This is a genomic window from Bradyrhizobium sp. USDA3010 (genome assembly GCF_056429065.1).
Map to the genome: position 1 here is coordinate 307,964 of NZ_JBWJZD010000006.1, position 12,079 is coordinate 320,042.

The 12,079-nt window shown below is 63.2% G+C and carries 10 protein-coding genes and 1 riboswitch; of the genes, 6 read left to right on the forward strand and 4 right to left on the reverse strand.

Annotated elements, in window-relative coordinates:
• Positions 1-129: 129 nt before the first annotated feature.
• Complete coding sequence (locus tag AC066Y_RS13105; protein ID WP_478274220.1) at positions 130-1,353, reverse strand: O-succinylhomoserine sulfhydrylase; 1,224 nt, start codon at positions 1,351-1,353, stop codon at positions 130-132.
• 76 nt (positions 1,354-1,429) lie between these two features.
• Positions 1,430-1,509: riboswitch (SAM riboswitch) on the reverse strand.
• Between the two features lie 133 nt (positions 1,510-1,642).
• Here AC066Y_RS13105 and AC066Y_RS13110 point away from each other — a divergent pair.
• The 3 genes from AC066Y_RS13110 to AC066Y_RS13120 all read left to right on the forward strand — a co-directional run bounded on the left by AC066Y_RS13110 (position 1,643) and on the right by AC066Y_RS13120 (position 5,499).
• Complete coding sequence (locus AC066Y_RS13110) at positions 1,643-2,749, forward strand: 2'-deoxycytidine 5'-triphosphate deaminase (RefSeq protein ID WP_171947862.1); 1,107 nt, start codon at positions 1,643-1,645, stop codon at positions 2,747-2,749.
• A gap of 139 nt (positions 2,750-2,888) precedes the next feature.
• Positions 2,889-3,938: a hypothetical protein gene (locus AC066Y_RS13115; protein WP_478274221.1), complete on the forward strand. Its 1,050-nt coding sequence runs from the start codon at positions 2,889-2,891 to the stop codon at positions 3,936-3,938.
• A gap of 118 nt (positions 3,939-4,056) precedes the next feature.
• The gene (locus AC066Y_RS13120; protein WP_478274222.1) at positions 4,057-5,499 is read left to right on the forward strand and encodes an MATE family efflux transporter; all 1,443 of its coding nucleotides are present in this window, start codon (positions 4,057-4,059) and stop codon (positions 5,497-5,499) included.
• Positions 5,500-5,689: 190 nt separating this feature from the next.
• On the opposite strand, the gene AC066Y_RS13125 is transcribed toward AC066Y_RS13120, so the two are convergent.
• From AC066Y_RS13125 to AC066Y_RS13135, 3 genes are read right to left on the reverse strand one after another with little or no spacing between them, the layout of a single operon-like run.
• Positions 5,690-6,100 carry an SRPBCC family protein gene (locus AC066Y_RS13125; RefSeq protein ID WP_478274223.1) on the reverse strand — a complete coding sequence of 137 codons (411 nt, stop codon included), beginning with the start codon at positions 6,098-6,100 and terminating at the stop codon, positions 5,690-5,692.
• Between the two features lie 36 nt (positions 6,101-6,136).
• Entirely contained in the window at positions 6,137-6,496 is a 360-nt protein-coding gene (locus tag AC066Y_RS13130) for a VOC family protein (protein ID WP_478274224.1), read from the reverse strand.
• 56 nt (positions 6,497-6,552) lie between these two features.
• Positions 6,553-7,392, reverse strand: coding sequence for a helix-turn-helix domain-containing protein (locus AC066Y_RS13135; protein WP_478274225.1), 840 nt, complete (start codon positions 7,390-7,392; stop codon positions 6,553-6,555).
• A gap of 232 nt (positions 7,393-7,624) precedes the next feature.
• On the opposite strand from AC066Y_RS13135, the gene AC066Y_RS13140 reads away from it, so the two are divergent.
• From AC066Y_RS13140 to AC066Y_RS13150, 3 genes are all read left to right on the forward strand, one after another.
• Complete coding sequence (locus tag AC066Y_RS13140; protein ID WP_478274226.1) at positions 7,625-9,175, forward strand: glycosyltransferase family protein; 1,551 nt, start codon at positions 7,625-7,627, stop codon at positions 9,173-9,175.
• A gap of 279 nt (positions 9,176-9,454) precedes the next feature.
• Positions 9,455-10,573, forward strand: a complete 1,119-nt coding sequence (locus AC066Y_RS13145) for a site-specific integrase (protein WP_478274227.1) — start codon at positions 9,455-9,457, stop codon at positions 10,571-10,573.
• Positions 10,574-11,397: 824 nt separating this feature from the next.
• Entirely contained in the window at positions 11,398-11,955 is a 558-nt protein-coding gene (locus tag AC066Y_RS13150) for a type ISP restriction/modification enzyme (protein WP_478274228.1), read from the forward strand.
• Positions 11,956-12,079: the final 124 nt, after the last annotated feature.

A 12,079-nucleotide genomic window follows, 5' to 3' on the forward strand; every position in this document is an offset into this window, starting at 1 on the left:
CTTCGCCTCTCCCGCTTGCGGAATATGCCAGCGCGAACCAGCCACCGCAAAATCAGTATCGTCCCTGCGAAAGCAGGGACGACGGCTTGCGGGAGAGAGAGCAGCCCATTTGGGGCTTCTACGCCAGCCTCAAACCTGCTCCAGCGCGCGCTCAATATCCTCGATCAAATCGTCGGGGTGCTCGAGCCCGGCCGAGAAGCGAATAAAACCTTCGCTGATGCCGAGCTCGGCGCGGGCCTCCGGCGCCAGGCGCTGATGCGTCGTGGTCGCGGGATGCGTGACCAGGCTCTTGGCATCGCCGAGATTGTTGGAGATGCGTGAGATCTTCAGCGCATTGAGGCAGCGGAAGGCGCCGGCCTTGCCGTCCTTGACCTCGAAGCCGACCAGCGTCGAACCGGCGCCCATCTGCTTCTTCACGGTCTCGGCTTGCGGATGATCGGGGCGGCCGGGATAGACCAGCCGCGTGATCTTCGGATGCTTCGCCAGCGCCTCGGCGATCTTCGCCGCGTTCTCGGTCTGCGCGCGGACGCGGATGCCGAGCGTCTCCAGCCCCTTCAACAGCACCCAGGCGTTGAACGGCGACAGCGACGGACCGGTCTGGCGCATGAAATTATGGATGTGCTCGGCGATGAAGGCTTCCGACGACAGGATGACGCCGCCGAGGCAGCGGCCCTGGCCGTCGATATGCTTGGTCGCGGAATAGACCACGACGTCGGCGCCGAGCGACAGCGGGCTCTGCCAGATCGGCGTCGCGAACACGTTGTCGACGATCAGCCGGGCGCCGCCGCTATGCGCGATCTCCGCGATCGCGCCGATGTCGAGCACGTCGAGCGTCGGATTGGTCGGGCTCTCGAGGAAGAAGGTCTTGGTGTTCGGCCGCAATGCGCGCTGCCACTGGTCGAGATCGAGGCCGTCGACCAGCGTCGTCTCGATGCCGTAGCGCGGCAACAGGTCCTGCACCACGTAGAGGCAGGAGCCGAACAGGGCCTTCGACGCCACCAAATGATCGCCCGCTTTCAGCGGCGCAAGGATCGCGGTGGTCACTGCGGCCATGCCGGTCGCGGTCGAGCGCGCGGCTTCCGCGCCCTCGAGCTCGATCATGCGGCGCTCGAACATCGCAATGGTCGGATTGGAATAGCGCGAATAGATGAAGCCGGGATCCTGACCCTTGAAGCGCGCCTCGCATTGCTCGGCGGTGTCGTAGACGTAGCCTTGGGTGAGAAACAGCCCCTCCGACGTCTCCCCGAATTGCGAGCGGAGCGTGCCGCCATGGACGAGGCGGGTTTCGGGACGAAGGTGGGCAGTAGACTTGGCTTCAGAAGACCTGGATTCAGAAGACTTGGATTCAGACATGTGACCTCCGAAGTGGCCATTTCCTGGCGAAAATGGCCATAAAAAAACCGGCCTGGAGCAACCTCCACAAGCCGGGATCACACTGTCCCCGGCCTGTTTAGCGACTTATTTAACGTGGCTGCAAGCCGGCCGGCTCAAATCACCACGGGATAAGTGCAGCTGATATTCCCTCGCGCCCTTTCCGTCAAGACGGTCATCGGATAACCCGTAAAAGCCCATAATTTGGGGCTTGGTGGCCGCTCAGAGTATGATTTTGGGCCATCTCGAGGGATCGCCAAGGGACCGCATCGTGTCGTTCACGCTGGAAGACGAATCCAACGGAATTCTGCCCGACCGCATGATCGCGGAGATGGCGGAGGCCGGCCTCATTCTGCCCGCCTATGACTTCGTCGAGAGCCAGATCCAGCCGGCGAGCCTCGATCTTCGCCTCGGCGACATCGCCTACCGCGTCCGTGCCAGCTTCCTGCCAGGACCGGATGCCACCGTCGCCGAGCGGATCGACCAGCTGAAGCTGCACGAGATCGATCTCTCCGACGGCGCGGTGCTGGAGACCAATTGCGTCTACATCGTCCCGCTGCTGGAGAGCCTGGCGCTGCCGCCGGAGATCGTGGCGGCCGCCAACCCGAAGAGCTCGACCGGACGGCTCGACGTCTTCACGCGCGTGATCGCCGATGGCACCCGCCGCTTCGACATGATCGGCGCCGGCTATCACGGCCCGCTCTATGCCGAGATCAGCCCGAAGACGTTTCCCGTGCTGCTGCGCGAGGGCTCGCGGCTCAGCCAGGTCCGTTTCCGGATCGGCGAGGCGACCTTGACCGCCGACGAGCTCGACGCGCTGCATGCCGCCGAGCGGCTGGTCGATGCCGACAATGCCGATCTCACCCATGGCGTCGCGCTGTCGGTTGATCTGTCCGGCGAGAACTCGGGCGGCTTCGTCGGCTATCGCGCCAAGCGCCACACCGGCGTGGTCGATGTCGATCGCCGCGGCGGCTATTCGGTCGAAGAATTCTGGGAGCCGATCAAGGCGCGGCCCGACGGCAGCCTCATCCTCGATCCCGGCGAGTTCTACATCCTGGCCTCGAAGGAGGCCGTGCAGGTACCGCCGGACTACGCCGCGGAGATGGTGCCGTTCGATCCGCTGGTCGGCGAATTCCGCGTCCACTATGCCGGCTTCTTCGATCCCGGTTTCGGCTATGCCGGCGCCGGTGGCAAGGGCGCGCGCGCCGTGCTCGAAGTGCGCTCGCGCGAGGTGCCGTTCATCCTCGAGCATGGCCAGATCGTCGGCCGTCTCGTCTATGAACGCATGCTCGAGCGCCCCGACGCGCTCTACGGCCAGCGCATCGGCTCGAACTACCAGGCGCAGGGCCTGAAGCTCTCCAAGCATTTCCGCGTGTAGTTCTGTAGCCCGGATGAAGCGCTGCGAAATCCGGGATGGTGCATACGTGGATTGAGCCGTCCCAGATTGCGCTTCGCTGCATCCGGGCTACGATTGCGCATGCGAGCTCGACCTCGCCAACAAGAGCCAGGGAGCGAACATGACCGCAGGCGAAAGCGCACAAGAGGCGCAGTGGCGGAAGTGGCGCAGCGTTGCCGATCTCTATCACGCCTTCTTCACCGGGCTGATCCTCACCGTGGTCACGCGCCGCGGCACGGCCGACGCTGCCGAGTTCGTCTTCCGCGTGTTTCGCCGCCAGCAGCAGGAGCGCTTCCTGCCCGGCTTGAAGAAGCTCGGCCTCGACGGCCTGCCGCCTGCGGTCGCGGCCGCGCAATATCACTATCTCTCCAACTGGATCGGCGGCGTGCATGTCGAATACATGTACGAGACCGACCGCAAGGCCTGGATCCGCTATCCGCCGCCGCGCTGGATCTGGAAGGGCACGGCGATCTGCGGCGTGCCCGGCGAGGTCTCGCGCGCGATGCTGCGCGGCTGGCACGCCAACAACGGTGTCGCGCTCGGCGATCTCAGGCTCGGCTTCGTCTGCACCAAGCAGAGCGTCGACGGCCAGGACGGGCTCGAGGGCTACTACTGCGAATACGATCATCCGCTCGAGCTCGACCAGCGCCTGGTGTTCGCCCGCCATCTCGAGGCGCCGCTGTTCGATTCCAGAACCGCGCCGGCGCTGCCGGTCGACAGCTGGCCGAAGCCGCGATTGGAAAAGGCCTATCGCAACTACGCGATGGAATATGTGAAGACGGCCGCGCCCGTCATCGTGCAGGTGTTCGGCCCCGAGGATGCGAGCTATCTGCTGCATCTGACCGGCAGGCTCATTGGCATGCAGTATTACGACGAGGTCGCGCAGGCGCTCGGTGGCCGTCGTGGCCGTGCCGCGGAATTTGCCGCATTCCTGCGCGTGCTGTTCGAGTCGCAGGACGATGTCGCTGACATCAGCGAGTCCGAGGGCCAGTTCGAGATCCGCCAGCAGGGCTGGAAGCTGATGGCCGACGTGGCCGATTATCACCCGGCCTGCGCCAGCGTTCTGACGGGTCTGCTTGAAGGGCTGGCGGCCGGCTGCGGACGGCATATTCCGGTGCATCTGAAGCCGAATGGCGCCGCCGGCGCGCCGTTCGTCTGGTCGATCGGCTAGGTCAGAGGTTCACCCGCAATCACGCAGGCCCCCCTTGCGTCCCGCGCACGTGGAATCCCCGTTCGCCATGGTAGGGAAACACCATGGCGCGGCTCCCAGACTGCGCGCGGGAGTAGAAATGTCCGACCTCGGCCTCGCCGAAATACCTGTCGACGAACAAGAACGGCCGCTGCCGCCGCCGGTGACCAGGCCGGCGCGCAACGCGCTGCTCGACGGGCCGATTTTGCGCACGCTGTTGTGGCTGGCGTGGCCGAACGTGATCGCGCTCTCCGCCGGCACCTGCGTGGTGATCGCGGAGACCTCCTATATCGGCCGGCTCGGCGTCGAATCGCTCGCGGCGATGGCGCTGCTGTTTCCCTGCGTGATCCTGACCATGACGATGTCCGGCGGCGCGATGGGCGGCGGCGTCGCATCCGCGATCGCGCGCGCGCTCGGTGCCGGCGAGATCGAGCGTGCTTCGACGCTTGCAATGCATGCGCTGCTGATCGGATTGACGTTCGGTCTGACTTTCATGCTGGGCATGCTGATCTTCGGTCCGCGCCTGCTCGAATTGCTCGGTGGCCGCGGCAATGTGCTGGCGCAGGCGATCGCCTATTCGCAGATCTTCTTCGGTGGCGCGATCCTGCCCTGGCTGATGAACACGATGGCCGGCATCCTGCGCGGCACCGGCAACATGAAGCTGCCGTCGACCATGATCCTGTCCTCGGCGGTGTGGCAGATCATTCTCGGCGGCACGCTCGGGCTCGGCCTCGGGCCGGTGCCGCAATTCGGCATGCGCGGCGTCGCGGCGGGTTCGCTGATCGCCTATTCGATCAGCATCAGCGTGATGGGCTGGTATCTGTTCTCGGGCCGCGCCCGCGTAAAGCCGAAACTCAGGGGACTGCGCGTGCAATGGGCGATGTTCATCGACATCCTGAGGGTCGGCGCGGTCTCCTGCTTCTCGCCGCTGCAATCGGTTTTGACGATCTCGATCTTCACCCACATGCTGGCGCAGTTCGGCACCGCGGTGCTCGCCGGCTACGGCATCGGCGCGCGGCTCGAATTCATGCTGACCTCGGTCGCCTTCGCGGTCGGCATCGCCTCGGTGCCGATGATCGGCATGGCCGTCGGCGCCGAGCGCGTCGCGCGGGCGCGGCGCATCGCCTGGACCGCGGGCACGCTGTCGTTCCTCGCGGTCGGCGTGGTCGGCAGCTTCATCGCCGTCTTCCCGGACCTCTGGGTCAATCTGTTCACCAATGATCCGCATGTGCGGGCGACCAGCCATCAGTACCTTTCGACCGCCGCGCCGATGTACGCCTTCATCGGCCTCGCAATGTCGATGTATTTCTCCTCGCAAGGTGCTGCGAAGGTACTGGGTCCGGTGCTGGCGCAGACCGCGCGGCTGATCTTCATCGGCGCCGGCGGCTGGTGGCTGTCGACCCATGACGCGAGCGCGCAAAATTTCTTCGCGCTCGCCGCCGCTTCGATGGGCGTGCTCGGCGTGCTCTCCTGCCTCAGCGTCATCCTGACGCGCTGGGGCCGATCCGCACCGGTCGCCGAAGCGCAACCGGTGCTGTCGTAGGTCTCTGCTCTGTTATCCCCAGCTCTCACACCGTCATCCTGAGGAGCGGCCTCTTGGCCGCGTCTCGAAGGATGCACGGCCCCGGTTCCTCAACATGCTCGTGGACAAAGCCGGGCCGTCGACCCTTCGAGACGGCCGCTTTGCGGCCTCCTCAGGGTGACGGTGACAAAGTTTTCGAGACGCCAGACCGCTACGCTGCGCTCTTGGCCGAGCGGGCCAGCGCCGCCTGCATCGCGGCCGCGCCAAGATCCATCTGCGCGTCCATGTAGGGCGCGATCTCATGCGGCAGCACATCGGCGATCCACACCACCCGGCAGCGCGCATCGCCCTCGGCAAATACCTGCACCGAGGCGGAATGCTGCTTCACCCGCTCGCTGGTGATCGCATAGACCAGCCGTCGTCGCTTGTCGTCGCAATCGACCAGCGTCTCACGCGCCACGGTGCCGTTGGCAAAGGTGACGGTGCGGACGTCGCCGTCGAGTTGCGTATCGGTCACGAAGCCCGGCACCAGCCGGGTATGCAGCGCGCCGAAATCGCGCAGTGCGTCCCAGACATGATCGGCCGGCGCGTCGATCGGAATGTCCTTGTGAATGGAAGCCATGGAATGTGGTCCTTTAATCAGGATGAAGATTGAGGTTTAGGTCGACACCGCTTCGACATTGTTGCCGTCGGGGTCGAGCAGGAACGCCGCGTAGTAGGTCGGGCTGTAGTCCTTGCGATGGCCCGCCGCGCCGTTGTCCTTGCCGCCGGCCTTCAGGCCCTCGGTGTGGAATGTCTTGATCGCGTCATGGCTCGGGGCGCGGAACGCGATGTGCGCGCCGCCTTGGGTCTTGCCCTTGTGTAGATGCAGCCAAAGCGCCGGCTCGCCTTTCGGGCCGAAGCCGGCACCGCTGTCGTCGCGTGAGCAGAGCACGAAGCCGAGCGGCGCCAGCACCGCGGTGTAGAAGCGCACGCTGGCGTCGAGGTCGGCGACGCGCAATCCGATGTGGTCGTACATGATGGGGTCTCCAGTCGCTGGGCGCGTCGATGGACGCGCGGACCGGAGCAATCCTGCTATTGCAGCGCAAGGCGTTCTTGGAGAATCTTGCGGTCGCCGCGGGAGGCCTGGCGGAACTTGAGCGGCGAGGCACCGGCCGCGCGGTGGAAGCTGCGCACGAAATTGGAGAGATCGCCGAAGCCGACGTCATAGGCGATATCGGTGACCGGGCTGTCGTCATCCACCAGCCGCCGCGCCGCATGGCGCAGCCGCGAGCGCACCAGATATTGATGCGGGGTCACGCCGAGCACCGCGGAGAACAGCCGCAGGAAATGGAAGGTGCTTAAGCCGGCCTGCTCTGCGGCATCGTCGAGGTCGATCTGATGGTGTGAATTGGCGTCGATCCACAGCGCCGCCTCGACGGCGCGGCGGCGGTCGCGCAGGCCGGCGGTGAGGGGCTTTGCCTTGCGGTCCGACACCAGCTCGACAAGGCGGCTGGCGAGGAGGTGGCCGATCTCGTCGAGACCGACGTCGCTGTTGCCAGCTGCCGCCGTTTGGGCGAGTTCTCCGATCACCATCAATTCGGGCAGCGGCGGCACCGAGCCGACCTGCCAGACCGAGGTGCGGTCGCCGATCGTCTCGACCAGCTCCGGGTCCAGGAAGAACGACAGGCATTCGTCGCCGACCACATGATCGTGCGTGCAGGTGTATTCATCGCCGGGATGGCCGACCAGGATCGAGCCTGCCACCAGCTCATGGAAGCGGCCGCGGCAATGGCAGCCGAAGCTGCCGCTGCGTACATACGACACGGAATGGCAGGCGAACTGCTCGGCGAATGGCTTGTCGCCGGGCTCCGCCGTGCAGCGAAACTCGTTCACCGTGATGCGATCGCGCTCTAGCAGCGTGGTGCGGGTCATACCCCCAAATTTAGGGGTGCGGCCGTGGCGGCGCAACGCCGGCAAGATCACCATTGCTGCCACGCATGATCGCGGCGGTACTCCACGATCGCCTCGATCTCCCCGGGGGGCCGCATCTCGCCCGCATCTGGAATCTTGACGTTCGGTTAAGCATGTCACGGCTGGACTGTGCGGCCCGACGCATCCTCCGGTCACGCATCTTAAAGGCTTTGCCCGCTATCTGGTCGCCGGCATGCTGCTCCAGAAGACGATCGGCGGAACGATGACGAGCACGAGCGCCGAAGCCGCGCCCGGCGGCGCAGGCATGGCCGGGCGCGCGGGCGGGCGTGCTCACCCGCTCTTCGCGTTGCTGTTGCTGGCGTTGGTCTTGCGCCTTGCGGCCGCCGTCTGGCCCAACGTGATCTATCCCGACGAGACCTTCCAGTATCTCGAGCCGGCGTGGCGGATGCTCGGCCATGACGGCATCTTGACATGGGAATGGCGCGACGGGATTCGCGGCTGGTTCCTGCCGACCTTGATGGCCGGGCCGGTTGCCCTCGGCGATGCGATTGCGCCTGGTGGCGCAGGTGCGTTCCTGGTGCCGCGTCTGATCGCCGCATGCGCGTCGCTGTCGATCGTGGTCAGCGCCTGGTTGCTTGGCGCGCGGGTCTCGCGCACCCATGCCGTCGTCACGGCGTTAGCGGCCGCGGCCTGGTTCGAATTGATCATGCTCGCGCCACACACGCTGGGCGAGCCGCTGGCGACAGCGCTCATCGTGCCGGCGGCGCTGCTGGTCACCGATCGTCCGTCCCAATGGCGTCTCGCGATTGGCGGTGCCTTGCTCGCCTTCGCCTTTGTCTGCCGCTTCCAGTTTGCGCCGGCCATCGCCGTGCTGGCCCTCGGGGCGTGCTGGACACGCTGGCGAAACCTGGTTCCGCTGGTCGCCGGCGGGCTCGTTGCGCTGCTGCTCGCCGCCGCGATCGACCTGGCGCATGGCAGCGTGCCGTTCGCCTGGCTGATCGCCAATATCAGGGAAAACCTTGTCCACGACCGCGCCATCGAATTCGGCGTGTCGCCGCCGGCGGCCTATCTGATCGACTTCCTGACTGTCTGGTCGGTGGCGATCCTGCTCCCGCTCGCTGCGATCTGGCGCGGCTGGCGGCACGCACCGCTGCTCGCGACCGTGGCGCTGGTCAACCTCGTCTTCCACAGCCTGATCGCGCACAAGGAATACCGCTTCATCTTCCTGTCGGTGGTGCTGTTCACCATCGTTGCGGCGCTGGGATCGGGCGATTGGGTGCAATGGTTGCGCACGAAGGACATGTGGCGCCGCTGGGCACTACCGATCGTCCTCGGCGGCTGGGCGCTGCTGTCGGTGGCGCTGGCCGGCACCAGCGAAGAGATGCGCGAGTACTGGACGCGCGGCGTCGGTGCTGCGCGACTCGCGGCTGAGCTGCGCAGCGATCCGCAGATGTGCGGCCTTGCGCTTTACGACGTTCGTTTCCAGCAGTTGCCGGGGCGGGAGCGATTGGTCGGCCCGGTGCCGCTCTATGCGCTGCAGCCCGCCGATCCGCTCGCCGAGCTGATCCTGCCGCCGCTGCTGCTGCGGGCGACCCAGCCGGCCTTCAACCGCATCCTTGCGCGGCCCGAGGCCGCAGGCGATCTGCCGGCGGATTTTTCACAGCAAAGCTGTGCCCGCGTCGGCTTCAGCGATGCCTGCGTCTATGCGCGCGGCGGAAGTTGCGACGCATCCGCCGCTGCGCCCTTTGTGATCAATGACGTGCTTGTGAGGATGGGCTGGTAGCAGGTGGCGGCGCGGCGATCGGTGTCAATGCACGCTTGATCCGCTGCCTCGGCCCGGGCTATGGTCCGGCGGTCGCACCCGTGAGGGGCGACCTCAAGCAATTGAGATCGCGGGCGTAGTTCAATGGTAGAACGGCAGCTTCCCAATCTTTTTTGAAGCGTCTCCACCGTTACACATAGTCCCCGCAAATCCCTTGTTTTACAGTAGCTTACGCGACTCGACCGTCGTATAGTACGGCATGGTTATCCGCCTCAATCCGCGTGAAAGGCGTGCCAAATCGTGCCAATTCTTGGACTCACAGATCTCTCGGTTCAATCACTGAAGCCCGGTCTGTATATGGACCGGAAGACGCCAGCTTTTGGCTTGCGCGTGGGCAAGCGTCGAAAGACCTGGATCGTCCTCAAGGAGCCAAATCGCACCAAAATTCGGCTGGGTCATTATCCAGATCTCAAGCTCGCGGAAGCGCGCCGCCGCGCGTTCGTCGCCCTCGGCACTCCGGTCGGGCAGAAGGAAATCAGCATCGAGTTCGACCAAGCGAAGCTCGTCTTCGTCGAGGAGAACTACAAAGGCAAAAGCGAGCGCACCAAGTCTGAAACCCTTCGCCTGCTCAACCGGCTGGAATTTCGATGCACGCTTGATGAGCTTGACGATGCAACGATTGAGCGTGAACTCGGGAAGCTTTCCGACGTGCCCAGCGAACAGCTTCACGCATTCCGCGCACTTCGGACGATGCTTCGGTGGTGCACGAAACCTCCCCACCGCTACATCAAGCGCAGTCCGCTCGAAGGCTACCCCGCCCCGGGCAATGATAGGAAACGCAGTCGCATCCTGAGCGACGCCGAGCTCAAGAAGGTGTGGCACGCGTGCGACGGCTTCTTCGGCGACATGATCCGGCTCATCATTTTGTGGGGATGTCGGAACGGAGAAATAGGACGGCTGGAACGAGCCTGGCGTGAAGGTCGCGTGGTCACCATCCCTGGAGAATTCACCAAGAACGGGCGCGCGCACGCAATCCCGATCCTGCCGATGGCGCGTGCGATCCTCGATCGACAAGAAAAGATCGGCGACAATTGGCGAGACAAGAATACCGACTATTACTTCCCCGGTCACATCAAGGGTACTCATTTCAACGACGGGTCGTGGGGAAAGCTGAAAAAGGAGATCGACAAGCGATCAGGTGTGACCGGATGGCAAGTGCGCGATCTTCGGCGAACCTTCCGATCCATGCTCGCGCGCCTCAGAACAACACGTGAGATCGCAGAGATCATGCTCAACCACGTGACAGGCGGGGGCAAAACCGACCTCGACGAAATCTACGACAGGTATGACTATCTACCTGAGAAGCGGGCTGCGCTGCAGAAGCTCGAGGCTCACCTGAAAAAGGTAGTGACCAGCTAGGCTGCTTACCCATGCCTAGAGTTCCTGCGTCAGGCATGCCTAATGTCTTCCTCTCCGGCAATAGCGGCAAGGTATCGCACGTCGTCGAAAGTGAATCGAAAGGGGCCGCCCACGCGCGGCCCCTTGCCGGTTTAGTCTAAAAATTTGTTCGGAATGAAAAGCTAGCCCCGGCAAAAATTAGACTAGAGTTTTCAACGGCCAAATTGGATTCCGGGGAAAATGCGGTGTTTCACCATCGAAACCTGCTTTGCGCTAGGAAAGATGCCGGCTCGGCGAAATTAGACAGTCCGGTGAGTGCACATGTTCTACCAAGGTCATTCACCTAAAAATCCCAGCGCGTCCCCCCCAAGCGCTGGGATTTTTCCATTTTCGGCAGAGGCCACTCGCAGATGCGAAATAGGCCAATCAATAATGATATCGGCATCGTGCGACATCGGTCTGCTGGCTCTCGCTTCCTGAAAGGCGATACATCAAACGATGCTCGCCAGAAACGCGTCTCAATCACCATGACCGTTTGTCAGCGAGCTGGCCGTTCCTACCCTGGCAAGGCCACTCGGGCATAAAATAGGCCGGTACCTGCCGTCCGACGCTGCCCCCTTTTGCAAGCCGCTTACCTAAAAGGCGCCACGGGCTATGAGTGAAAGGGACCACTCAGGCAGTGGTGTTAAGGCAGGACAACTTAGCGATGCATTAACCAAACCTGCGCGACTCTCAAGAATCGGACTCGATTCGCGGGGGCAGAGGTGAGCCAGGTTCTCATCCATCAATATTTGAACGAACTCTCTGATCTAAAGCGAGCGTCCGGATCGCGTCGGGAAACGGTGGTGAGAGAGGCATTCAAGTCTCTCTTAAAAAACTGGGGACGCTCACAGTCCCTTATATTCGTACCTGAGTATGAATATCAGCCGCCAAACCAAACCCGTCGTTACATCGATGGAGCGCTAGTTGATCAGTCGCGCCTTCCAGTTGGATTTTGGGAAGCTAAAGACGAGGCTGACGACCTTGAGGCCGAAATCAATCTAAAACTTCGACGAGGATATCCGCAGGATAACATCATTTTCGAAGATTCTCGCGAGGCCATTCTTATCCAAAATAAGCAACGGATAATGCAATGTCCGGTGGATAAGGTAGATCAATTATCACGTTTGCACGTTTCAGATAAGACCATAAAGCCGTGGCCTTTAAAGCGTTCGGAACGTAAACCGCGGGGAGTTAGTGCCCCCTCTGTCGACCCGAAGGTCCTATTGCGTGCGCGCAAGGATGAAGGAGAGATTGATATTGATGGCGAGACTACTCTAACTGATGTCCCTAGGGAGGCGTGGGATTATCGGCTTGGGAATCCGTCAGCGCTTGAATGGGTATTGGAGCAATACAAAGAGTGATCTTCCCCCGAGAAAGTGGACTGGTTTAGGCGGCTTTTAGCTCCATTTCGATCGGGGCGATATATCCCACGGCGGAATGGAGCCTTGTTCGGTTGTAGAAGCCTTCGATGAAGGCGAAGATATC

Excerpts from the sequence above, each read along its gene's own strand:
- AC066Y_RS13120 (WP_478274222.1), top strand. The coding sequence starts at position 4,057 with ATGTCCGACCTCGGCCTCGCCGAAATACCTGTCGACGAACAAGAACGG.
- AC066Y_RS13140 (WP_478274226.1), top strand. The coding sequence starts at position 7,625 with ATGCTGCTCCAGAAGACGATCGGCGGAACGATGACGAGCACGAGCGCC.
- AC066Y_RS13130 (WP_478274224.1), bottom strand. The coding sequence starts at position 6,496 with ATGTACGACCACATCGGATTGCGCGTCGCCGACCTCGACGCCAGCGTG.
- AC066Y_RS13125 (WP_478274223.1), bottom strand. The coding sequence starts at position 6,100 with ATGGCTTCCATTCACAAGGACATTCCGATCGACGCGCCGGCCGATCAT.
- AC066Y_RS13115 (WP_478274221.1), top strand. The coding sequence starts at position 2,889 with ATGACCGCAGGCGAAAGCGCACAAGAGGCGCAGTGGCGGAAGTGGCGC.
- AC066Y_RS13135 (WP_478274225.1), bottom strand. The coding sequence starts at position 7,392 with ATGACCCGCACCACGCTGCTAGAGCGCGATCGCATCACGGTGAACGAG.
- AC066Y_RS13105 (WP_478274220.1), bottom strand. The coding sequence starts at position 1,353 with ATGTCTGAATCCAAGTCTTCTGAATCCAGGTCTTCTGAAGCCAAGTCT.